The sequence below is a fragment of the Pseudomonas sp. ML2-2023-3 genome, assembly GCF_037055275.1.
Lineage (GTDB): Bacteria > Pseudomonadota > Gammaproteobacteria > Pseudomonadales > Pseudomonadaceae > Aquipseudomonas.
The window spans coordinates 4,916,456-4,937,044 of record NZ_CP146343.1 but is presented as its reverse complement, the minus strand read 5'-3'; the positions used below and the strand labels follow the sequence as shown (position 1 = coordinate 4,937,044).

The 20,589-nt window shown below is 57.8% G+C and carries 24 protein-coding genes; 15 read left to right on the top strand and 9 right to left on the bottom strand.

Annotated features, from left to right (window positions below):
- Positions 1-17 precede the first annotated feature (17 nt).
- Entirely contained in the window at positions 18-797 is a 780-nt protein-coding gene (yaaA, locus tag V6P94_RS22775; RefSeq protein WP_338648722.1) for a peroxide stress protein YaaA, read from the bottom strand.
- 134 nt (positions 798-931) lie between these two features.
- On the opposite strand from yaaA, the gene V6P94_RS22770 reads away from it, so the two are divergent.
- The 3 genes from V6P94_RS22770 (at position 932) to V6P94_RS22760 (ending at position 4,846) form a co-directional block, all read left to right on the top strand.
- A complete protein-coding gene (locus tag V6P94_RS22770; RefSeq protein ID WP_338648721.1) occupies positions 932-2,050 on the top strand; it encodes a polysaccharide deacetylase family protein in 1,119 nt (372 codons plus the stop codon).
- Positions 2,051-2,309: 259 nt separating this feature from the next.
- The gene (locus tag V6P94_RS22765; RefSeq protein WP_133076304.1) at positions 2,310-3,704 is read left to right on the top strand and encodes a PhoH family protein; all 1,395 of its coding nucleotides are present in this window, start codon (positions 2,310-2,312) and stop codon (positions 3,702-3,704) included.
- A gap of 230 nt (positions 3,705-3,934) precedes the next feature.
- The gene (locus tag V6P94_RS22760) at positions 3,935-4,846 is read left to right on the top strand and encodes a LysR family transcriptional regulator (RefSeq protein ID WP_338648720.1); all 912 of its coding nucleotides are present in this window, start codon (positions 3,935-3,937) and stop codon (positions 4,844-4,846) included.
- Here V6P94_RS22760 and V6P94_RS22755 read toward each other — a convergent pair.
- Positions 4,835-5,281: a DMT family transporter gene (locus V6P94_RS22755; protein ID WP_338648719.1), complete on the bottom strand. Its 447-nt coding sequence runs from the start codon at positions 5,279-5,281 to the stop codon at positions 4,835-4,837. The genes V6P94_RS22760 and V6P94_RS22755 overlap by 12 nt on opposite strands.
- A gap of 145 nt (positions 5,282-5,426) precedes the next feature.
- Between V6P94_RS22755 and moaC the strand changes: the two genes are divergently transcribed.
- From moaC to moaE, 3 genes are read left to right on the top strand one after another with little or no spacing between them, the layout of a single operon-like run.
- A complete protein-coding gene (moaC, locus tag V6P94_RS22750) occupies positions 5,427-5,900 on the top strand; it encodes a cyclic pyranopterin monophosphate synthase MoaC (RefSeq protein ID WP_133076300.1) in 474 nt (157 codons plus the stop codon).
- The gene (locus V6P94_RS22745; RefSeq protein WP_338648717.1) at positions 5,897-6,142 is read left to right on the top strand and encodes a MoaD/ThiS family protein; all 246 of its coding nucleotides are present in this window, start codon (positions 5,897-5,899) and stop codon (positions 6,140-6,142) included. The genes moaC and V6P94_RS22745 overlap by 4 nt, the downstream gene beginning before the upstream one ends.
- A gap of 2 nt (positions 6,143-6,144) precedes the next feature.
- On the top strand, positions 6,145-6,594 hold the full coding sequence (moaE, locus tag V6P94_RS22740; protein ID WP_338648715.1) for a molybdopterin synthase catalytic subunit MoaE: 450 nt from the start codon (positions 6,145-6,147) through the stop codon (positions 6,592-6,594).
- A gap of 169 nt (positions 6,595-6,763) precedes the next feature.
- Here the strand turns inward: moaE and rhlB are convergent, their stop codons facing one another.
- Both rhlB and V6P94_RS22730 read right to left on the bottom strand, forming a co-directional pair.
- Positions 6,764-8,266, bottom strand: coding sequence for an ATP-dependent RNA helicase RhlB (rhlB, locus tag V6P94_RS22735; RefSeq protein WP_338648714.1), 1,503 nt, complete (start codon positions 8,264-8,266; stop codon positions 6,764-6,766).
- Positions 8,267-8,350: 84 nt separating this feature from the next.
- Positions 8,351-9,007 (bottom strand): alpha/beta fold hydrolase, encoded by a 657-nt coding sequence (locus V6P94_RS22730; protein ID WP_338648713.1) that lies wholly within the window; start codon positions 9,005-9,007, stop codon positions 8,351-8,353.
- 420 nt (positions 9,008-9,427) lie between these two features.
- Between V6P94_RS22730 and V6P94_RS22725 the strand changes: the two genes are divergently transcribed.
- The 4 genes from V6P94_RS22725 (at position 9,428) to V6P94_RS22710 (ending at position 13,591) form a co-directional block, all read left to right on the top strand.
- Positions 9,428-10,459 carry an amino acid ABC transporter substrate-binding protein gene (locus V6P94_RS22725; protein WP_338648712.1) on the top strand — a complete coding sequence of 344 codons (1,032 nt, stop codon included), beginning with the start codon at positions 9,428-9,430 and terminating at the stop codon, positions 10,457-10,459.
- 65 nt (positions 10,460-10,524) lie between these two features.
- Positions 10,525-11,706: an amino acid ABC transporter permease gene (locus V6P94_RS22720; RefSeq protein ID WP_133076294.1), complete on the top strand. Its 1,182-nt coding sequence runs from the start codon at positions 10,525-10,527 to the stop codon at positions 11,704-11,706.
- Between the two features lie 10 nt (positions 11,707-11,716).
- A complete protein-coding gene (locus V6P94_RS22715; protein ID WP_338648711.1) occupies positions 11,717-12,814 on the top strand; it encodes an amino acid ABC transporter permease in 1,098 nt (365 codons plus the stop codon).
- Positions 12,815-12,826: 12 nt separating this feature from the next.
- Positions 12,827-13,591, top strand: a complete 765-nt coding sequence (locus tag V6P94_RS22710) for an amino acid ABC transporter ATP-binding protein (protein WP_133076292.1) — start codon at positions 12,827-12,829, stop codon at positions 13,589-13,591.
- Positions 13,592-13,631: 40 nt separating this feature from the next.
- On the opposite strand, the gene V6P94_RS22705 is transcribed toward V6P94_RS22710, so the two are convergent.
- Positions 13,632-14,102: a type II toxin-antitoxin system MqsA family antitoxin gene (locus V6P94_RS22705; protein WP_338648710.1), complete on the bottom strand. Its 471-nt coding sequence runs from the start codon at positions 14,100-14,102 to the stop codon at positions 13,632-13,634.
- Positions 14,099-14,410 carry a type II toxin-antitoxin system MqsR family toxin gene (locus V6P94_RS22700; protein ID WP_338648709.1) on the bottom strand — a complete coding sequence of 104 codons (312 nt, stop codon included), beginning with the start codon at positions 14,408-14,410 and terminating at the stop codon, positions 14,099-14,101. Before V6P94_RS22700 ends, V6P94_RS22705 begins: the two co-directional genes overlap by 4 nt.
- A 163-nt stretch (positions 14,411-14,573) precedes the next feature.
- Here V6P94_RS22700 and V6P94_RS22695 point away from each other — a divergent pair, with 163 nt between their 5' ends.
- The 4 genes from V6P94_RS22695 (at position 14,574) to V6P94_RS22680 (ending at position 17,378) form a co-directional block, all read left to right on the top strand.
- The gene (locus V6P94_RS22695; RefSeq protein ID WP_133076289.1) at positions 14,574-15,233 is read left to right on the top strand and encodes a FadR/GntR family transcriptional regulator; all 660 of its coding nucleotides are present in this window, start codon (positions 14,574-14,576) and stop codon (positions 15,231-15,233) included.
- Positions 15,223-16,542: a CynX/NimT family MFS transporter gene (locus tag V6P94_RS22690; protein WP_338648708.1), complete on the top strand. Its 1,320-nt coding sequence runs from the start codon at positions 15,223-15,225 to the stop codon at positions 16,540-16,542. Before V6P94_RS22695 ends, V6P94_RS22690 begins: the two co-directional genes overlap by 11 nt.
- A 66-nt stretch (positions 16,543-16,608) precedes the next feature.
- Positions 16,609-17,079, top strand: coding sequence for a nuclear transport factor 2 family protein (locus V6P94_RS22685; protein ID WP_133076287.1), 471 nt, complete (start codon positions 16,609-16,611; stop codon positions 17,077-17,079).
- A 2-nt stretch (positions 17,080-17,081) separates the two neighbouring features.
- Positions 17,082-17,378, top strand: a complete 297-nt coding sequence (locus V6P94_RS22680) for a GIY-YIG nuclease family protein (protein ID WP_338648707.1) — start codon at positions 17,082-17,084, stop codon at positions 17,376-17,378.
- Here the strand turns inward: V6P94_RS22680 and V6P94_RS22675 are convergent.
- Entirely contained in the window at positions 17,344-17,694 is a 351-nt protein-coding gene (locus V6P94_RS22675; protein ID WP_133076285.1) for a glutaredoxin family protein, read from the bottom strand. The two genes, V6P94_RS22680 and V6P94_RS22675, sit on opposite strands and share 35 nt — an antisense overlap.
- A complete protein-coding gene (yejK, locus tag V6P94_RS22670) occupies positions 17,694-18,698 on the bottom strand; it encodes a nucleoid-associated protein YejK (RefSeq protein ID WP_133076284.1) in 1,005 nt (334 codons plus the stop codon). Before yejK ends, V6P94_RS22675 begins: the two co-directional genes overlap by 1 nt.
- A gap of 386 nt (positions 18,699-19,084) precedes the next feature.
- On the opposite strand from yejK, the gene V6P94_RS22665 reads away from it, so the two are divergent.
- Entirely contained in the window at positions 19,085-19,366 is a 282-nt protein-coding gene (locus tag V6P94_RS22665; protein WP_003440137.1) for an HU family DNA-binding protein, read from the top strand.
- Between the two features lie 174 nt (positions 19,367-19,540).
- On the opposite strand, the gene rlmF is transcribed toward V6P94_RS22665, so the two are convergent.
- Positions 19,541-20,557: a 23S rRNA (adenine(1618)-N(6))-methyltransferase RlmF gene (gene rlmF, locus V6P94_RS22660; RefSeq protein ID WP_133076283.1), complete on the bottom strand. Its 1,017-nt coding sequence runs from the start codon at positions 20,555-20,557 to the stop codon at positions 19,541-19,543.
- Positions 20,558-20,589: the final 32 nt, after the last annotated feature.

Here is a 20,589-nt window from a genome sequence, read left to right as displayed (position 1 = left end):
TGGCTGCACCGCGTCCGTCATTGTGGAGCGTGGTCGCGTAAAAACACCAACAGATCAGGCTTGGACTGTTCAGCGCTAAAGCGATAACCCTGCTCATCGAACTGCTTGAGGTGATCCGGGTTGTTGATGCGCTCCTTGATCACAAACCGGCTCATCATGCCGCGGGCTTTTTTCGCATAAAAGCTGATGATCTTGTGCTGGCCGTTTTTCAGATCCTTGAACTCGGTATTGATGATGCGTGCGTTCAAAGCCGACTTTTTGACCGCCGAGAAATACTCGTTGGACGCCAGGTTGAGCACGACGTCATCGCCCTGTTCGGCCAGGGCCTCGTTGAGCCATTCGCTGATTTGCGTGCCCCAGAACGCGTACAAATCCTTGCCCCGGGCATTGGCCAGCTTGGTGCCCATCTCCAGGCGATACGGCATCATCAGGTCCAGCGGGCGCAGCAGGCCATACAGCCCGGAGAGCATGCGCAGATGGGTTTGCGCGTAGTCAAAATCCGCTTCGCTGAAGTCGACGGCATTAAGGCCGGTGTACACATCGCCCTTGAAGGCCAGCAGTGCCTGCTTGGCATTTTCGGGGGTGAAGGCGGGAGTCCAGCTGCCGAAGCGCGCCGCATTGAGGCCCGAAAGCTTGTCGGACAAGTGCATCAGCTCGCCAATCTGTTGCGGGCTCAGTTCGCGCAATTGTTCGATCAGTTCCTGGGAGTGGTCCAGATACTGCGGCTGGGTGAAACGTGCTGTGGCGGGCGGCGTTTCGTAATCGAGGGTTTTAGCGGGTGAAATCACCATCAGCATGAGTTCGTCTCCTTTTAGCGTCGGGGGATTCTAGGGGGTTGGGCGGTTTGACTCCACCTATGACGTTGATAGAGGGCAAATACAAAATCCTGTAGCCGCTATAGTGCTGCCAGTTTTCACAGGGAGATTGACCCGTGCGCATTGCTCTTTTTTTCTCGGCCTGGCTGGTGTGCCTGGGGGCCGTTGCAGCACCCAATGAACCGGCGACGCTGGATCGCAGCGCCTGGCCCGAGCAGTTGACCAGCCCGGCCTTGTTCGATGTGGCCTCAAGGGCCGAAATTCTTGCCTTCGCCCATGCCTTGCTGGCCAGCGAGGCGCTGGATGAAAACGCACTCAAACAGCGCCTGGGTCTGAAAAACATCAACCAGGATGCCATCAATCATGTGCGCAAGCGGATGTGGCAGCGGCTGTTGGCCAACTACAACGTTGCCCAGCAAAGCTGTGATCAGGATGCCTCGTTTTGCTATTACGTTGACGGCATGGACAGCTTGCGTGAGCAGGCGGGCAAGTTTGCAGTGGCCGATGACTCGTTTTATGCGGCCTGGGCTGAGCCAAGCCGTGAGTTTCACCGGCGTTATCTGGATGAGCAACTGCGCAAGGCCGCGCTGTTCCCGCAAATCAGCAGTGAAATCGAGCTGTTCGGCGAGCAGGAAACTAACGGCGTCGGGATGCATGATCGGCTGTTTGTACTGACCTTCGACAGTGGTCCCTCCCAATTGCCGGGTACCACCGACTGGTTGACCGATTACTTGCGCAAGCAGTCCCTGAGTGCGAGGTTTTTTGTGTTGGGCAACAGCCTGCAAGTACGCCTGGACAAAGGCGGTGAGCGGGCGCTGCAAGCACTGTACAAGGGGCAGTGCGTGGGTGTGCAGGGCTGGGAGTATCGCTCCCACAGTCATTGGCAAGAGTGGCAGGACTCGATTTTACGCAGCGTTGCCCTGGTCAAGCAGGTTGTGCCGCACAACTATCTGGCACAGTTTCGCCCGCCCTACGGGCAGCGGCGGGCAGATAGCGGGGCGTTTTTCCAGGGGCAGGGCTTGCAGGTGTCGCTGTGGGATATTGATGCCCAGGACATGGCGGCCAACCTGAGTGGCGAGGAGTCGGCACAGCGGGTGTTGAGCCTGATGCTGCTGTGGCGTCATGGCGTGATCAAGTTTCACGACACCCAGGACAAAATTCGTACCGCGTTGCCCTGGTTACTCAAGGCGACGGCACAGAGCGGGCTGGGTTGGGAGGACTGCGAAGTGCTGTAAAAACATGCAGTTAATATATGACTTTAGCCCTGCTTTGGGCATTCGCCAAGGCGATTCGTCACTCAAAAAAATAAAGTGGGTTATCGCTAAAAAAACTTTTTTTTGTCACACATTTAGGAGTATTACGAAGACAGACGGCCGAAACCTGCAACACAGGTGGCGTCTTCCAAGACCCATCGGGCAGGGCATACGGCAGTCACTTCGAGGCGCAGCACTGTTGTGGTATTGCGTCGACTGGCTCCCACAAAGGTGACCGAGTATGGATGATCACGGACGCACTCCTTCTTCCAACCAGCCAATCCTTTATGTACTCGATACCAATGTTCTGATTCACGATCCAAACGCACTGCTTAACTTCGAGGAACACCACGTCGCGATCCCGATGACGGTGCTCGAAGAACTCGACAAGCTCAAGACCGGCAAGTTACTGGTGGCAGCCGAGTGCCGTCAGGCCATCCGTTTGATTGACCAGTTGCTGGGGGTTGCCAGCCCTGAAGATGTCGAAAAGGGGGTGCCGATCCAGCGAGGCAAAGGCGCACCCAAGGGCTTTCTGTCGATCATGATGAGCAAGCGCCGGGAACCCAACGCGCTGTTGCCCGAAAACCTCAACGACAACATCATCATCAACCAGTTGATTGACCTGCACGCCCGTGAGCCGAAGTTGCGCGTGGTGCTGGTCACCAAAGACATCAACATGCGCCTCAAGGCCCGGGCTTGCGGGATCGAGTCCGAGGATTACAGCACCGACCAACTGGTTGACGACGTGTCGATGTTGTCGCGCGGTTATCACACCATGACCGGCTCTTTCTGGGACCGGGTCAACAAAGTCGAAACCCGTCAGGGGCATGGCCGTACCTGGCATCAGGTACAGATGAACGAAAACCTGCCGGCGGTGCATATCAATGAATTCATCATCGATGAGCAGGGCTTTGTCGGCTGGATCAAGGAGGTGCGCAAGGACCAGTTGCTGATTCTGGACATGCATCAGGAGCCGTTGCTGCATCAGGAAGCCTGGGGTTTGAAACCGCGGGATATTTACCAGGGGCTGGCGCTGTTTGCCTTGCTTGACCCGGATATCCATCTGGTCAACCTGTCGGGTGCGGCGGGTTCGGGCAAGACCATCCTGGCGCTGGCGGCGGCGATTGAACAAACCATGGTCAGCAAGCGCTACCGGCGGATTATCTGTACCCGCAGCGTGCAGGGCCTGGATCAGGAAATCGGTTTTTTGCCAGGCACCGAAGCCGAGAAAATGGAACCTTGGCTGGGGGCCATTACCGACAACCTCGAAGCTCTGCACATGGATGACGAAAACACCCACGGCAGCGTCGACTACATCCTGAGTAAAGTGCCGTTGCAGTTCAAATCCCTGAACTACATTCGCGGTCGCAGCTTCCAGCAAAGCCTGATTTTGATCGATGAGTGCCAAAACCTGACACCGCACCAGATGAAAACCATCATCACCCGTGCGGGCGCCGGTTCCAAAGTGGTGTGCCTGGGCAACCTGGCACAGATCGATACACCGTACCTGTCAGCCACCAGTTCGGGGCTGACCTACCTGACGGAGCGTTTCAAAGACTTCCCCAACGGCGTGCACATCGCGCTGCAAGGGGTGCCACGTTCGATTCTGGCCGAATACGCCGAATCTCATTTGTAACCGTTTGAAGGTGGGAGCGGGCTTGCTCGCGATGAAAGTGGCGCGGTGTTTCAGATTACACCGCGCCGTCTTCATCGCGAGCAAGCCCGCTCCCACCGTTGTTTTGGCTACATGTCTGGTAACCCGGCTTTGTAAGGTAAGCTGGCGGAGGTGGCGCGCCGGGCCCTTGGGTCTTGTTGAATCTGGTAATGCCGCGCTGCCCTGGAGTTGACCAAGACAGGAGCGTCGGGGTGTTACTGCGCAATATTGATTTGAATCTGCTGGTGGTGCTCGATGCGCTGCTCACGGAAAAACACGTGACCCGCACCGGTGTCCGTTTGCACCTGAGTCAGCCAGCCATCAGTCATTCGCTGAGCAAACTCAGGGTGTTGCTCGATGACCCGTTGTTGATTCGTCAGGGCAACGACGTGGTGCTGAGCGCGTTGGCGCAAAATCTTCAGGCACCGCTCAAGGCGATCCTTGGGCAGATCGAAGCGCTGCTCGGCCAGTCCATCGATTTTGTGCCGGCCGACTCTCAGCGCACCTTTCGCGTGGCGATGTCCGATTACGGCGCCGCTATTGTGTTGCCCAAATTGCTGGTGCAATTGCGGGCCAAGGCCCCTGATACCTCGCTTGTGGTGGTCCAGGACAGCCGCTTGGGCATGCTGGAGCAGATCGAACAAGGCAAGATCGACCTGGCCCTGGGGGTTTTTGCGGCGTTGCCGGCGGATGTTTCCAGCGATGTGCTGTTTGAAGAAACCTTCACGTGCCTGCTCGATCGTCGCTCGCTTGCGGACAATGCCGTGCTCGATCTGGAGAGTTATCTGGCTCGCCCGCACCTGTTGGTGTCGACGGATGGCAACACCCAGGGCGAGGTCGACAACGTATTACGCGCCCAGGGCCTGCATCGACGGGTTGCGGTCAACGTCCCTCATTGGGGCGCGGCGCCAGGGATGATTGCCGACACTGACCTGATTCTCACGGTGGCCACCCGTACGCTGGACAACCTGTCATATGGCGACACCCTGATAGCGCTGGCGCCGCCCATGACAGTGGCGCCGTTCAACTATGTGCAGGTCTGGCATCAACGTTTCAATGAAGACCCGGCCCATCGCTGGCTGCGAGATCTGATCAGGCAGGTGAGCCCGCCCTCAGCCCCGTGATGCAATGAAAAACCCTGCCAGCACCACGCTGACCCCGAGCAGTTTTTGCAGGCCAGGTGTGTTTTTAGGCAAGCCCAGCAGTCCGAAATAATCGATGAGCAGTGAAATGATCAGCTGGCCCACTACCACTGCCATGATGAAATTCAGCGCACCCAGTCGAGGCACGGTGATCAGAGCCACCGTGATGTAAAACACCCCGGCCAGCCCGCCCAGCCAGATCCACCAGGGCCCGGTGATCAAGGCCTCGAGGTTGGGCCGTGGCACTTTGACGATCAGCATCACCAGCGCAATCGCGATACCACTCACCAGCAATGAGATCACGGTGGCCCAAAAGGGATGCCCCAGCATCAGGCCCAGTCGTGCGTTGCTGCCTGCCTGCAGGGGCACCGCAGCACCGGCCAGCAGGCTCAGGGTAATGGCTATAAAAAGTAGCATAAGGGCTTCTCCAGAGTTTCAACCGTTGTACGGCGAATGGTCGTGGGCGGCCAATTCGATGTTCTGATGCGCGGTATTCGCGGGGTCGATGGCCTTCCACTGAAACTCGGGTTTACAATCGAGTCTCCTGTCTGGAGTACCCCCTGTGCTGACACACTTAGATTCCCAAGGCCGCGCCAACATGGTCGATGTCACCGATAAAGCAGTGACTTCCCGTGAGGCCGTGGCACAAGCGGTGGTGCGCATGCGCCCTGAAACCCTGGAAATGATCGTCAGTGGCGGTCACCCCAAGGGTGATGTGTTCGCGGTGGCGCGCATTGCCGGGATACAGGCGGCGAAGAAAACCTCGGATTTGATCCCGCTGTGCCATCCCCTGATGCTCACCAGCGTCAAGGTTGAACTCAGCGCCCGTGGCAGCGATGCCGTGTTGATCGTGGCGCGTTGCAAATTGTCCGGGCAGACCGGTGTCGAAATGGAAGCCCTGACTGCCGCCAGCGTCGCGGCACTGACGATCTATGACATGTGCAAGGCCGTGGATCGCGGCATGACCATCGAAAACGTGGGTGTGCTGGAAAAACTCGGCGGCAAGAGCGGGCACTTTCAGGCTGACCTGTCATGAAGCTCAACGTGGTGTTTTTTGCTCGCTACCGTGAAGACCTGGGGCTGGATGGCGAATCAGTGGAAGGTGAATTCACCTCCATCGACGCGTTGCGCGCGCACCTGACGCAACGCGGGGGTGCCTGGCAGGTCTTGGCGGAGTCCAACCTGATGTGTGCGCGCAACGAGGAGCTGTGCAAGCTGGATGAAGGGTTGGCAGATGGCGATGAAGTGGCGTTCTTTCCGCCTGTGACCGGAGGCTGAACATGGCGATTCGGGTGCAAGCGGCAGCCTTTGATCCGGGCGCCGAACTCAACGCGTTGCACGCGGCCAACATGGGCGTGGGGGCGGTGGTGAGTTTTGTCGGTTATGTGCGCGACTTCAATGACGGGCGTGACGTGGCGGGGATGTTTCTGGAGCACTATCCGGGCATGACCGAAAAGGCGCTGACCAACATCATGAATGAGGCCGGGCAGCGTTGGCCCTTGCTCAGGCTTGAAGTGCTGCACCGGGTGGGAGCGCTGGAGCCGGGTGAGCCCATTGTGTTTGTAGGTGTGGCGAGTGCCCATCGCCAGGCGTCATTTGATGCCTGTGCATTTGTGATGGACTACCTGAAGACCCGTGCCCCGTTCTGGAAAAAAGAACAGACCAATGACGGCCCGCGCTGGGTTGAAGGGCGGGCCAGCGATGAAGCGGCGGCGGATCGCTGGAAGTAGGGGAGGATACTGTGTGGGAGCGGGCTTGCTCGCGATGCAAGCGGCGCGGTTTATCGTTTAAACCGCGTTGATCCTATCGCGAGCAAGCCCGCTCCCACAGGTTTGGTGGTGTTCACATCATCAGGCTACGCCAGGGCCCACTGTGGGCGTGGGCTTGCATGCGATGGCATCAAGCCGTTGCATCCGGATCGTGGGGCTTGCGCACGGCCCGTACAACAGGGCGCAGCAGTTCGGTCGGTGGTGTTTCGCAGCTGATTTTGCGGCCCAGCAAGGCTTCGATCGACGGCAGTTGATACGAGTCGTCCTCACCGGCAAAGCTGATGGAAACGCCGCTCGCGCCTGCACGGCCAGTACGACCAATGCGGTGTACGTAGTCGTCGGGCATTTCGGGCAGGGTGAAGTTGATCACATGGCTGATGCCGTCAATGTGAATCCCGCGTCCTGCCACGTCGGTGGCCACCAGTACGCGAATCTTGCCTTCGCGAAAGCCTTCGAGGGTCTTGATACGTTTGTGCTGCGGCACGTCACCCGACAGTTGGGCGGCGTTGATGCCATCACGCACCAGGCGTTCTTCAATGCGGCGTACTTCGTCCTTGCGGTTGGCGAAGACGATGACCCGCTCCCAACCATTGTCGTTCACCAGATTGAACAACAGTTTGTACTTGTCGGCACCGGCAACGGCATACACGTGCTGCTCAACCATGTCGCTGGCGACATTGACCGCCTCGATTTCGACGATGGCAGGGTCTGTGGTCCATTGCTTGGCCAGGTTCATCACGTCCTCGGTAAAGGTCGCAGAGAACAGCAGCGTCTGGCGCTCGGCTTTCGGCGGCGTTTGACGAATGATTTGACGTACTTGCGGGATGAAGCCCATGTCCAGCATGCGGTCGGCTTCGTCGAGCACCATCACCTCGACCATGTCCAGATGCACTTCGCCGCGCTGGTTGAAGTCCAGCAGGCGGCCCGGCGTGGCGACCAGGATGTCGCAATGACGCGCTTCAAGCTGCTTGAGCTGCTTGTCGAAGTCCATACCGCCCACGAACGTCATGACGTTGAGGTCGGTGTACTTGGTCAGGTCGGCGGCGTCCTTGGCGATTTGCACCACCAGCTCGCGGGTCGGCGCGATGATCAGTGCGCGCGGCTCGCCCATGTAACGTTCTTTGGGCGGCGGGGTCTGGGTCAGCTGGCTGATGATCGAGATCAGGAATGCAGCGGTTTTACCCGTACCGGTCTGGGCGCGGCCAATGGCGTCGCGACCGCTCAGGGTATAGCCCAGCACTTCAGCCTGGATCGGCGTGCAGTACGGAAAGCCCAGGTCTTGAATGGCGTGCATCAGCTCGGGGGTGAGCTTGAAATCGTGGAACCGGACTTTGCCTTCTTGTGGCTCGACCGCAAAATCTTCGAGTTTCCAGGGAATGACCGGTGGCTTGGGCGCTGCTTCACGCCGTGGTTTTGCAGCTTTTGGTTTTTCGACGCGTGGTTGTTCAGCAGCAGGTTGTGCGTCAGGAGTGCTCACCGGCGCAGCGGCTGGAACAGGAGCAGGAGCAGCACGGCCAGACTGTTGCGCGTCGGTTCGCGGGCTGGGGTTGCTCACAGGTGCGATGGATGCTGGCGCGAGCGGCTCAGCCTCGCTTTTACCGAATATTTTTTTGAGTGCTTTGAGCACGGTCATCTCATCAGTTGGTTAAGGAGTGTACGCCGGGCAGTGTAATGCAAGTCGGGTGCTCGGCGTAGTGAACGACAGGATGTTTCGGTTTTAGCCCAGGCGTTTCGCCAGCCAGGTACCGATGTCGCGAATTTCTTCGGGTAACACTTCATGGCCCATTGGGTATTCCTGCCATGTAACCGCCACACCTGCGGCTTTTAAGCGTTCATAAGCCGTACGGCCCATAGCGTTTTGGACTACTTCGTCGTACTGCCCATGCAAGCAAAGCGCCGGGATGCGTTGCTGGCTGGCTGACAATGGCAGGGTTTCGCTGAAGGTCGGGGCATAAGTGGAGAGGGCAAGTACGCCACCCAATGGTCCTTGCCATTTCAGGTAGGCGGTGTGGAAGACCACGGCACCGCCTTGGGAGAAACCGGCCAGAAATATCCGGTTGGAGTCGATACCGCTCTGGCGCTGGGCCTCGATCAATTGAATGACCATGTCGGCCGACTCTTCCAGCTCTTCTTCGCTGATGGAACGGGCAGGGCTCATGGCCTTGATGTCGTACCAGCTCGGCATGGCATAACCGCCATTAATGGTCACCGCGCGGGTCGGTGCCTGTGGCAATACGAAGCGTGTGGTCAGCAACGACTGTTGCAGTATTTCGGCCACCGGCATGAAGTCATAGCGGTCGGCACCCAGACCGTGGAGCCAGATAACACAGGCGTCTGCGGTCTTTTGGGGTTGGATGACAAGAGGTTGGGTCATGACTGCTCCATCGTTGTGCATGTGCGCAAACCGGGTGCGCTACAAATGTGCTTGATCGGTTAAAAGTTACAGAAAATGTCGCTTGCTTGAACGTTTTTTCCTGCATTACCTACTGAACTTACTTAAGCAGCAGGAGTGGTACGCGCTTTGCTTTGTGGACAGGGACGTGAATGCGCTCACCTTCGGCGGTAACACTAACAGGCTACTGCCGGTGGGGGGACAGCAAAAATCCCGAGGTTGAAGTTAGACAAGGAATTCAACAGCTCAAGTGAGCGCTTCAGTTTGACGGTTCGTGCGATGCACCCATCGCTCAAGACTTATGCCGCTTGACCCAATAAAAAGCCAACACGGGTCAACAGTGCCTCACAAGGGGGCGGCGGGTCTTGTTCAAACACAACAAAAGCATCACTGGAGGTTTGAATGAAGCAGTTGAAATCCACCCTGGCTCTGGCCACCGCAGCCATCGTGTTACTCAGTGCCAGTGGTTTTGCCCACGCAGGCGCAACCCTGGACAGCGTTAAAAAGAAAGGGTTTGTGCAATGTGGCGTCAGTGACGGATTGCCGGGTTTCTCGGTGCCGGATGCCACTGGCAAGATTCAGGGTATTGATGCAGACATTTGCCGAGCAGTGGCCGCCGCTGTATTTGGCGATGCAACCAAGGTCAAGTTCAGCCAGTTGAACGCCAAGGAGCGTTTCACCGCGCTGCAATCGGGCGAAGTGGACGTGCTGTCGCGTAACACCACCTGGACCAGCTCCCGTGATGCGGGCATGGGCATGGTGTTCGCGGGCGTGACTTATTACGACGGCATCGGTTTTTTGGTCAACAACAAGCTGGGGGTTAAAAGTGCCAAGGAGCTGGACGGTGCAACCATCTGTATCCAGGCCGGTACCACCACTGAGTTGAACGTGTCGGATTACTTCCGCGGTAACAACCTCAAATACACCCCAATCACTTTCGATACCTCCGATGAAAGCGCCAAGTCGCTGGAAAGCGGCCGTTGCGACGTGTTGACCTCCGACAAGTCGCAGTTGTACGCACAGCGCAGCAAACTGGCGAACCCGAGCGACTACGTCGTATTGCCTGAAACCATCTCCAAGGAGCCGCTGGGCCCTGTCGTGCGCAAGGGCGACGAAGACTGGTTCAGCATTGTGAAGTGGACTCTGTTCGCCATGCTCAATGCTGAAGAGGCGGGCATCACCTCCAAAAACGTCCTGGCTGAAGCCAAGTCGACCAAAAACCCTGATGTGGCCCGTTTGCTGGGTGCTGACGGTGAATATGGCAAAGACCTGAAACTGCCAAAAGACTGGGTAGTACAGATTGTCAGCCAGGTCGGTAACTACGGCGAAGTCTTCGAGAAAAACCTCGGCAAAAATACCCCTTTGGCCATCGACCGCGGGCTGAACGCTCTGTGGAATAACGGCGGCATTCAATACGCACCACCCGTGCGCTGATAGCCCTTTCACCCGGCAGGCCAACTGCCGGGTGATGTTGTCTGATCCATTTTTAGGGGCACTTCATGCAAATTAAAGTCGGCGCACCCAAGCCAAGGCTCAGCCTCGGCGATCCACGTGTGCGTGCGTGGTTATTTCAGCTCATCACCGTTGCGCTGGTGGTGTTCATGGGCTGGTATCTGTTCAACAACACCCAGACCAACTTGCAGCATCGCGGCATTACTTCGGGTTTTGACTTTCTGGAACGCAGTGCCGGTTTTGGCATTGCGCAGCATTTGATTGATTACACCGAGTCCGACAGTTATGCCCGGGTTTTTCTGATCGGTTTGCTTAACACATTGCTGGTGTCGGTCATCGGTATCGTCCTGGCGACGGTTTTGGGCTTTATCATCGGTGTCGCGCGCTTGTCGTCGAACTGGATGATCAGCAAGCTGGCCACGGTGTATGTCGAGATCTTCCGCAATATCCCGCCTCTGCTGCAAATCCTCTTCTGGTACTTCGCGGTCTTTCTGACCATGCCGGGGCCACGCAACAGCCACAACTTTGCCGACACCTTTTATATGAGCAGCCGCGGCCTGAACATGCCTGCAGCTGTTGGTACCGAGGCCTTCTGGCCCTTTGTGGGCAGTGTGGTGCTGGCGATTGCAGCCGTGGTGCTGATGGTTCGCCGGGCCAACAAGCGTTTCGAAGAAACCGGCGTACCGTTTCACAAGTTCTGGGTCGGGCTGGCTCTGATGCTGGTGATTCCGGGCTTGAGCATCGTGTTGTTCGGCACTCCGGTGCACTGGGAAATGCCAGAGCTCAAGGGTTTCAACTTTGTTGGCGGTTGGGTGCTGATTCCGGAGCTGCTGGCGCTGACCATTGCATTGACGGTCTACACCGCAGCTTTCATTGCTGAAATCGTACGTTCGGGGATCAAGTCGGTCAGCCATGGCCAGACCGAGGCTGCCCGCTCGCTTGGCCTGCGTCCGGGGCCAACACTGCGTAAGGTGATTATCCCGCAAGCACTGCGGGTGATTATTCCGCCACTGACCAGCCAATACCTGAACCTGGTGAAAAACTCGTCGCTGGCGGCGGGCATCGGTTATCCGGAAATGGTTTCACTGTTTGCAGGCACGGTGCTTAACCAGACCGGGCAAGCGATTGAAGTCATTGCCATCACCATGAGCGTGTACCTGGCCATCAGTATCAGCATTTCGCTGCTGATGAATTGGTACAACACGCGTATTGCGCTGATCGAGCGATGAGGACGGGACTATGACAACTCATATTTTTAAACCCGACATGCCGCCGCCGGGCAACCGCATCGGTATCGTTGCCTGGGCGCGGGCCAATCTGTTTTCCAATTGGCTCAACACCTTGCTCACCCTGTTTGCCTTTTACCTGATCTGGCTGATCGTGCCGCCGCTGCTGAGCTGGACGATCTTTGACGCCAACTGGGTCGGCAGCACTCAGGCGGACTGCACCAAGGAAGGCGCCTGTTGGGTGTTTATCCAGCAGCGTTTTGGCCAGTTCATGTATGGCTACTACCCGACCGGACTGCGCTGGCGTGTAGACCTGACCGTGTGGCTTGCCGTGGTGGGCGCCGCGCCGTTGTTTATCTCGCGCTTCAAGCACAAGGCAATCTGGGGACTGGGCTTTTTGGTGGTCTACCCGATTCTGGCATTCACCTTGTTGCATGGCGGCTACTGGGGCCTGAGCAACGTTGCCACGAGCCAGTGGGGCGGCCTGATGCTGACGCTGGTCATTGCCACTGTGGGCATTGCCGGTGCCTTGCCATTGGGGATTTTGCTGGCGTTGGGCCGACGTTCGGACATGCCCGCCATTCGTGTGGTGTGCGTGACCTTCATCGAGTTCTGGCGCGGCGTTCCTCTGATTACCGTGCTGTTCATGTCCTCGGTGATGTTGCCGTTGTTTCTGCCTGAGGGCATGAACTTCGACAAGCTGCTGCGTGCCTTGATCGGCGTGATCCTGTTTCAGTCGGCGTATGTGGCTGAAGTGGTGCGCGGAGGCCTGCAAGCCATTCCAAAAGGGCAATACGAAGCGGCTGCGGCGATGGGCCTGGGTTACTGGCGCAGCATGGGCCTGGTGATTTTGCCGCAAGCCCTCAAGCTGGTGATCCCCGGCATCGTCAACACCTTTATTGCCCTGTTCAAGGACACCAGCCTGGTGATCATCATCGGTCTGTTCGATCTGCTCAACAGCGTCAAGCAAGCCGCCGCCGATCCGAAATGGCTGGGCATGGCCACTGAAGGCTATGTGTTTGCAGCGTTGGTGTTCTGGATTTTCTGTTTTGGTATGTCCCGCTACTCCATGCATCTGGAGCACAAGCTGGACACTGGCCACAAGCGTTAGGAGTAGTGCGACATGAGTGAAGCAATCAAAAAGCCTGCAAGCGCTGAAGGCATTATTCAGATGCAGGGCGTCAACAAGTGGTACGGCCAGTTCCATGTGCTCAAGGACATCAACCTGAACGTCCAGCCAGGCGAGCGCATTGTGTTGTGCGGGCCTTCGGGCTCCGGCAAGTCGACGACCATTCGCTGCCTCAATCGCCTCGAAGAGCACCAGCAGGGGCGCATCGTGGTTGACGGGGTAGAGTTGACCAACGACATCAAGCAGATCGAGACGGTACGGCGCGAAGTGGGCATGGTGTTTCAGCACTTCAACCTGTTTCCGCACCTGACCATTCTGCAGAACTGCACGCTGGCACCGATGTGGGTACGCAAGATGCCCCGGCGTCAGGCTGAAGAAATCGCCATGCATTATCTGGAGCGGGTTCGTATTCCGGAGCAGGCGCACAAGTTTCCGGGGCAGTTGTCGGGCGGCCAGCAACAGCGTGTGGCGATTGCCCGGGCGTTGTGCATGAAACCAAAAATCATGCTGTTCGATGAGCCGACTTCAGCGCTCGATCCGGAGATGGTGAAAGAGGTGTTGGACACCATGATCGGCTTGGCCGAAGACGGCATGACCATGCTCTGCGTGACCCACGAAATGGGCTTTGCGCGCACAGTGGCCAACCGGGTGATCTTTATGGACAAGGGCGAAATCGTGGAAGAGGCCGCACCGAACGACTTCTTCGACAACCCGCAGAATGACCGGACCAAATTGTTCCTGAATCAGATTTTGCATTGATTCAACTGCTGTAGCCGCAGCCTAAAGCTGCGGCTACAGGCTATTCGTGTCGCTGCTGTTGTTTTTGCACCAGCAGCGCATTGATATCGGTGCACTCATTGATGGCCTGTAATTCCCGAACTAGTTCGGGATGGCGATCCAGCAAACGCATCAGCACAAACAAGGGTTTCGGTGGTTCGACCTCGGCACGCTCATAACGGCTGAACGCATTGTGGCCACCCCCCGACAGCAGTTGCACAGCACTTTTTTGAGTGAAGTGAAGTTTGCGCCGAATGCGCTTCATCTCATCAGCCATCACCTGCTTGGCATCTTCAATCAGTTCATCCCCTGCCCGGGCATAACGCTCTGCACTGGGAGCATCGAACTCGACCTCAGCGCATTCCTTGCATTCATGGCCGGTCAGGCTGTGCACCATCCGGTTCATTTGCTTGAAACTCACATTGAAGCTACGCCCTTTGAAGGCGTGCATCGCGTTGGGGGCCCCGCAGGCGTAACAGTCATGTTTGCTCATAGGTCTTTTTCCTTGAAAGCGATGACTGGCGGCCCTCCACTCGGGCGATAAGTCACCTTGATATAAATAGCCAAACCGTAGGCCTGTGCGTGATAGGCGTCTTGCCAGACCTTGTGGTCTGAGTGGGGCGACATCGACTTGTGCAGCGCCCGGCGTTCTAAAGAAGCAATGACCCGCTGCATTTGCGCCAGGGTCAGGCCCATGGTTCGTCCGCCATCCAGGGCGCTTTTGGTAAACGCTACAGCGCCAAGCCGTTGTACGTCGGCTTGAATGCACTGGAGGTTGTAGTGAGGTGTTTTCTTTTCCATAAGAGGCAGCCTCGATTTTTTAAAATACCCTTTAAGGGTTGTCGATTCAATGCTCAATCAGCATTTTTTTGGGGCACTTAATCTGTAGTTGATTGCCGATGTGAAGACGTCTCGCTAACATGTCGGAAAATTCATCCTATGATTGGATGAAAGGGTGAATTCAATGACAGACGCTTCTCCACTGATAAAACGTTCCCTGGTTGACCAGGCGCTTGAGCAACTGCGTGCGCGAATAAACAACGGCACCTGGGCGGTGGGGCAGCGTTTGCCGACCGAGCCGGAGCTTGCGGCGCAACTGAACATCAGCCGTAACACCGTGCGTGAAGCCATGCGCGTGCTGGCATTCGCCGGGCTGATCGAAATCCGTCAGGGCGATGGCAGTTATCTGCGAGGGCGAGTCGACCCGATGGACACGTTGCGTGCCTTGTCATCCTGCTCAATGGAGCAGGGTCGGGAGATGCGGCACATCCTTGAGGTTGAAGCCGTTGGCCTGGCGGCCTTGCGTCGTACGGACGAGGACTTGCGGCTGCTGCATCAGGCGCTCGATGCAAGTGGCGAGCACTATCACGGTGAGCTCGACACCTATATTTGCTGCGACCTGGTGTTTCACCAGCGGCTGATAGATGCCGCGCACAACCCGGCCTTGAGCGAGCTGTACCGCTACACCTCCAGCGTTGTGACCAACCATTTGCGCAAGACGATGGATGTTCATCCCAGGCGTCAATTGGTGTTCGACCTGCACGTCGAGCTACTCGAAGCCGTAGAACAACAAAACCCGCAACGGGCCATGGCGTTATGCCGGACGTTGATCAATGAACCCTGAGCCGGAGCACGCCATGACTCAACCTTTGTCAGTCGCCAATGCCAGCGCCGAGCCCGCTCGTCATCTGGATGAGCTGGAAGCGTTGCTGATCGATGCTGAGATAGACGGCGAACAGGTGCAGCAAACGCCCCCGGTCGTGCTGAGGCCGTGGTTGCTGCTATTGGGCCTGGTACTGGTGGCGCTGAACCTGCGTCCGGCATTGTCGAGCATGGCGCAGCTGCTGGGAGAAGTGTCGGACAGCCTGGGGCTGTCGGCAGCGCAGGCCGGTTTATTGACCACTTTGCCGGTGCTTTGCCTGGGACTGTTCGCGCCTTTGGCACCGATTCTGGCCCGGCGTTTTGGTACTGAGCGGGTGGTACTGGGGATTCTGGTGGCACTGGGCGGCGGCATCGTTCTGCGCAGTTGCCTGGGAGAGGCAGGGCTGTTTGCCGGGAGCATTCTGGCGGGCGCCAGCATTGGCATCATCGGCGTGCTGTTGCCGGGCATTATCAAGCGTGATTTCGCAGGGCATGCCGGGACCATGACCGGTGTCTACACCATGGCCTTGTGCCTGGGCGCGGCACTGGCGGCGGGCGCGACGGTACCACTGAGCGAGTCGTTGGGTCAGAGCTGGGCACTGGGACTCGGCTTCTGGGCCTTGCCGGCTCTGGTTGCGGCCATTTTCTGGCTGCCCCAAGTGGGCAAGCGTCAGGGCTCACACAATGTTGCTTATCGGGTGAGTGGCCTGCTGCGTGATCCGCTGGCCTGGCAAGTGACGCTTTACATGGGCTTGCAGTCCTCGTTGTCCTATATCGTTTTTGGCTGGTTGCCCTCCATTCTGATCGGGCGCGGTTTGACCCCGACCCAGGCCGGGCTGGTGATGTCGGGCTCGGTCATCGTGCAATTGCTGACTGCACTGACAGCGCCCTGGCTGGCCACACGGGGCAAAGATCAGCGGCTGGCCATTGTGCTGGTCATGAGCATGACCCTGGCCGGGCTGTTCGGCTGCCTGTATGCCCCCATCGAAGGCTTGTGGGGCTGGGCGATTGTGCTGGGCCTGGGGCAGGGCGGTACGTTCAGCCTGGCGTTGACGCTTATCGTATTGCGTTCGCGGGACGCTCATGTTGCGGCCAACCTGTCTGGCATGGCCCAGGGTATTGGTTACACCGTGGCCTCCATGGGGCCGCTGGCGGTCGGGATCGTGCATGAAGTCACGGGCGGCTGGAGTGCTGTGGGCTGGATTTTTGCCGTGGTGGGCCTGGGGGCTATCGTCGCCGGGCTCGGCGCGGGACGTTCCCTGTATGTGAATGTGCAGAGCGAGAAAATCTGAGGGCCATAGTGTTTCTGTTCATGGCAGATTATCGTGCACGGATTACTGACCCGCACGGACCCTGCCATGAGCCAAGACCATCAAGCATTGATCACTCGTTTCTACCAGGCCTTCCAGCAGCTCGATGCACAAGCGATGGCGGCCTGCTACACCGATGACGTCTTGTTCAGCGATCCGGTTTTTGGTGAATTGCGTGGCCAGGATGCCGCAGACATGTGGCGCATGCTGACCTCGCGGGCCAAGGATTTCAGCCTGACTTTCGATCAGGTCCAGGCTCAGGGGCAGCGCGGCAGCGCACACTGGGTGGCAACCTACGTGTTTGGCCAGACCGGGGCCACGGTGGTCAATGATATTCAGGCGCAGTTTGTGTTTCGCGACGGCAAGATTTGCGAGCACCACGATCACTTTGACCTGTGGCGCTGGTCGCGTCAGGCATTGGGCACCAAGGGCTTGTTGCTGGGGTGGACGCCGCTGGTGAAGAACGCCATTCGGGCTCAGGCGCAAAAAGGACTCAAGGCCTTTCAGGGCAGCCGTTGAAAGTGAGCGAAAAACCCTGGTTCGTTTATCTGGTGCGGGCCGCCAATGGCGCTCTGTACTGCGGGATCAGCGATGACCCGGTGCGCCGTTTTGCCAAACATCAAAGCGGCAAGGGCGCACGCTTTTTTGCTTCAAGCCCGGCAGTGGCCTTGGTGTATGTCGAATCCTGGCCTGACAGGGGCGAAGCCTTGCGCCAGGAACGACTGATCAAAAAGCTCAGGAAGAGCGCCAAGGAATGCCTGGTGCAAAGTCAGGCGCAAGGGGTTATTTCAATGCCGCCAGTATCGCATCCGGCTTGAAGTCCCTTATCAGCGTGCCGTTCACGTCCAGTATCGGAATTCCGCGTCCGCCCAGCGCTTCGTAAGCCTGGCGGGCGACCGCGTCTTTCTCGATATCAAACTCCTTGAACGGGATGCCTTTCTCATCCAGAAACCGGCGCGTCGCCTTGCAGTAGCCACACCATTGCGTGGAGTACAGCACCACACGGGCGCTGGCCCGGGTTTGCTCGGAGACGACACCCGAGGGATTGAGTACACGCTCGATCTTGCCCCAGTTCTGGAAGATGACCACCACCACCAGAACAAACAGGACTTTCTTCAAAATACCGTTGAGCATTATTTGCTGCGCTTGAGCTGGTCTAGCAGTTGGGTCGGCAAGCCCTTGATCACCAGCGTGCCGGCTTCTTCGTCGAACTCTACCTTGGAGCCCAGCAGGTGGGCTTCAAAGCTGATAGACAGGCCCTCAGCGCGCCCGGTGAAGCGGCGGAACTGGTTCAGGGTGCGTTTGTCTGCCGGGATCTCGGGAGAAAGTCCGTAGTCCTTGTTGCGGATATGGTCGTAGAAGGCTTTCGGACGCTCTTCGTCGATCAGCTCGGACAATTCGGCCAGACCCATCGGTTCGCCGATTTTGGCCTGGCTGCTGGCGTAGTCGACCAGGGTCTTGGTTTTTTCGCGGGCGGACTCTTCGGGCAGGTCTTCGCTTTCAACGAAGTCGCTGAAGGCCTTGAGCAGGGTCCGGGTTTCGCCTGGTCCGTCGACGCCTTCCTGGCAGCCGATAAAGTCGCGGAAGTACTCCGAAACTTTCTTGCCGTTTTTGCCTTTGATAAACGAAATGTACTGCTTGGACTGCTTGTTGTTTTGCCACTCGGAAATGTTGATCCGTGCCGCCAGGTGCAGTTGGCCAAGGTCCAGGTGACGCGATGGGGTCACGTCCAGATCCGAGGTCACCGCCACGCCATCGCTGTGATGCAGCAGGGCGATCGCCAGGTAGTCGGTCATGCCTTGCTGGTAATGGGCAAACAGTACGTGACCACCGACTGAAAGGTTGGACTCTTCCATCAGCTTCTGCAGATGCTCGACGGCCACGCGGCTGAATGCGGTGAAGTCTTTGCCGCCGTCCAGGTACTCCTTGAGCCAGCCGCTGAACGGATGCGCGCCGGATTCAGCATGGAAAAGGCCCCATGCTTTGCCTTGCTTGGCGTTGTAGCTTTCGTTGAGGTCCGCGAGCATGTTCTCGATGGCTTGAGACGCGGCCAGTTCAGAGTCGCGGGCATGGAGAACAGCGGGCGTACCGTCGGGTTTTTTGTCAATCAAATGGACGATGCAATGACGGATCGGCATGGGCTTCTCGGCGAGTAATGAGAGGACAGGGGGCGCACCCCGCAAAGGCGCCAAGTGTACCGCACCTGAGCGCTGGGTCGGTGTTTGGGGGGCTTGAGACCACCCGGGACGGCTTTTTTACGGTTTTAAGGCGATAAAGCTGACCAAAAGCCCAGGTAGAGGCGGATATTTAACCGTCTCTGTGCTAGTTTTGCCCGGTCTTGCGCTCGGAAACGGCGTAAAGCGTGCATTCAGCATGTGTCAGGTCGAACCAAACCCCGTTTTAGCTATCTACATCCGCGATTCGTCGTGAAAGCTGGCGGGTGTGCCAGACCCTTGAGATCTGGCTCGATGGCTGACATTGCACTCTGCAAACCAAATGAATTTGATAGGGAAGGAACATCTCAATGGCTATTACTAAAGACCAACTGATCGCTGATATCGCTGAAGCCATCGACGCGCCGAAAACTACCGCGCGTAACGCTCTGGACCAACTGGCTCAGATCGTTGCTGATCAATTGGAAAATGGCGGCGAAATCACTCTGCCAGGTATTGGCAAACTGAAAGTGACCGAGCGTCCTGCCCGTACTGGCCGTAACCCTTCGACTGGCGCTGCCATCGAAATCGCTGCCAAAAAAGTTATCAAGCTCGTTGTGGCCAAAGGCCTGACTGACGCTGTTAACAAGTAAGCATTAAAAAAGCCGCGCTTCGGATCACTCCGAAGCGCGGCTTTTTTATGCCCGCAATTTGTGTAGTCGCTGTCGAGGCACGAGGCTGCGATGGGCTGCGAAGCGGCCCCGCTTTCTCAGGGCCCCTCAGCTCTTATCGCAGCCTTCGGCAGCGACTACAGGATTGCGCGGGGCTTACTTCCAGTTCTTCTCGCGCCACATCTGCTGCTGGTCCTTGTCATGGAAGGTCCAGGCCACAAAGCGGCTTTGCTTGTTGCCCTGGGACATTTCCACGACCTGGCTTTCCCGTGCGCCGGCTTTTTTCAGCGCGGTCTGGATGGCTGGCAAGTTGGAAGCCTTGGACACCAGCACGCTGAACCACAGGATTTGACGCGCAACGTGGACGCTTTCGCGGATCAGTTGCGTGACAAAGCGCTGTTCGCCGCCTTCACACCACAATTCGGCCGCCTGGCCACCAAAGTTCAGAACCGGCAGCTTGCGCTTTGGATCTGCCTTGCCCAGTGCGCGCCATTTACGCTCACTGCCGCGTGTGGCTTCGTCCAGCGAGGCGTGGAACGGCGGGTTGCACATGGTCAGGTCGAAACGTTCGCTACTTTCCAGCACGTCCAGCAGGATTTTCTGCGGATTAGGCTGCAGGCGCAGGCTGATGGCTTTGTTCAGACCGTTGGACTGCACAATCGCCTTGGCCGCTTTAACGGCAGTCGGGTCGACTTCCGTACCCAGGAACTGCCAGCGATAGTCGCTGTGGCCGATCAGCGGGTAGACGCAGTTGGCACCCATGCCGATATCCAGCACGCGAACGTTTTGCCCGCGAGGGATCTCGCCGTCGTTCATGGTGGCCAGCAGGTCGGCCAGGAAGTGCACGTAGTCAGCGCGACCCGGTACGGGCGGGCACAGGTAGTCGGCCGGGATATCCCAGTGAGCAATGCCGTAGAACGCCTTGAGCAGGGCACGGTTGAATACGCGCACGGCACTCGGGTTGGCGAAGTCGATGCTTTCCTTGCCGTACGGGTTGATGATCACGAATTCGGCCAGTTCCGGGCACACCGAAATCAGCTGTGGGAAGTCGTAGCGGCCCTGGTGGCGGTTGCGCGGGTGCAGGCTGGGCTTGACGCGCGGCTCGACCGGTTTGGCATCGCTGGCAGCCTTGGGCTTGTGGCGTGTTGCTTTGGAAGTGCGTGGGGTAGTCATGTTCAATTCATTCCACAAAAGCAATCGCGGGC

What these genes read in the sequence shown, in the direction of transcription:
- V6P94_RS22685 (WP_133076287.1), top strand. Translation starts at nt 16,609, where the DNA reads ATGAGCCAAGACCATCAAGCATTGATCACTCGTTTCTACCAGGCCTTC.
- V6P94_RS22695 (WP_133076289.1), top strand. Translation starts at nt 14,574, where the DNA reads ATGACAGACGCTTCTCCACTGATAAAACGTTCCCTGGTTGACCAGGCG.
- V6P94_RS22755 (WP_338648719.1), bottom strand. Translation starts at nt 5,281, where the DNA reads ATGCTACTTTTTATAGCCATTACCCTGAGCCTGCTGGCCGGTGCTGCG.
- V6P94_RS22700 (WP_338648709.1), bottom strand. Translation starts at nt 14,410, where the DNA reads ATGGAAAAGAAAACACCTCACTACAACCTCCAGTGCATTCAAGCCGAC.
- V6P94_RS22665 (WP_003440137.1), top strand. Translation starts at nt 19,085, where the DNA reads ATGGCTATTACTAAAGACCAACTGATCGCTGATATCGCTGAAGCCATC.
- yaaA (WP_338648722.1), bottom strand. Translation starts at nt 797, where the DNA reads ATGCTGATGGTGATTTCACCCGCTAAAACCCTCGATTACGAAACGCCG.
- V6P94_RS22690 (WP_338648708.1), top strand. Translation starts at nt 15,223, where the DNA reads ATGAACCCTGAGCCGGAGCACGCCATGACTCAACCTTTGTCAGTCGCC.
- V6P94_RS22720 (WP_133076294.1), top strand. Translation starts at nt 10,525, where the DNA reads ATGCAAATTAAAGTCGGCGCACCCAAGCCAAGGCTCAGCCTCGGCGAT.
- moaE (WP_338648715.1), top strand. Translation starts at nt 6,145, where the DNA reads ATGGCGATTCGGGTGCAAGCGGCAGCCTTTGATCCGGGCGCCGAACTC.
- rhlB (WP_338648714.1), bottom strand. Translation starts at nt 8,266, where the DNA reads ATGACCGTGCTCAAAGCACTCAAAAAAATATTCGGTAAAAGCGAGGCT.
- rlmF (WP_133076283.1), bottom strand. Translation starts at nt 20,557, where the DNA reads ATGACTACCCCACGCACTTCCAAAGCAACACGCCACAAGCCCAAGGCT.
- V6P94_RS22675 (WP_133076285.1), bottom strand. Translation starts at nt 17,694, where the DNA reads ATGCTCAACGGTATTTTGAAGAAAGTCCTGTTTGTTCTGGTGGTGGTG.
- V6P94_RS22725 (WP_338648712.1), top strand. Translation starts at nt 9,428, where the DNA reads ATGAAGCAGTTGAAATCCACCCTGGCTCTGGCCACCGCAGCCATCGTG.
- V6P94_RS22765 (WP_133076304.1), top strand. Translation starts at nt 2,310, where the DNA reads ATGGATGATCACGGACGCACTCCTTCTTCCAACCAGCCAATCCTTTAT.
- V6P94_RS22745 (WP_338648717.1), top strand. Translation starts at nt 5,897, where the DNA reads ATGAAGCTCAACGTGGTGTTTTTTGCTCGCTACCGTGAAGACCTGGGG.
- yejK (WP_133076284.1), bottom strand. Translation starts at nt 18,698, where the DNA reads ATGCCGATCCGTCATTGCATCGTCCATTTGATTGACAAAAAACCCGAC.
- V6P94_RS22705 (WP_338648710.1), bottom strand. Translation starts at nt 14,102, where the DNA reads ATGAGCAAACATGACTGTTACGCCTGCGGGGCCCCCAACGCGATGCAC.
- V6P94_RS22710 (WP_133076292.1), top strand. Translation starts at nt 12,827, where the DNA reads ATGAGTGAAGCAATCAAAAAGCCTGCAAGCGCTGAAGGCATTATTCAG.
- V6P94_RS22730 (WP_338648713.1), bottom strand. Translation starts at nt 9,007, where the DNA reads ATGACCCAACCTCTTGTCATCCAACCCCAAAAGACCGCAGACGCCTGT.
- V6P94_RS22715 (WP_338648711.1), top strand. Translation starts at nt 11,717, where the DNA reads ATGACAACTCATATTTTTAAACCCGACATGCCGCCGCCGGGCAACCGC.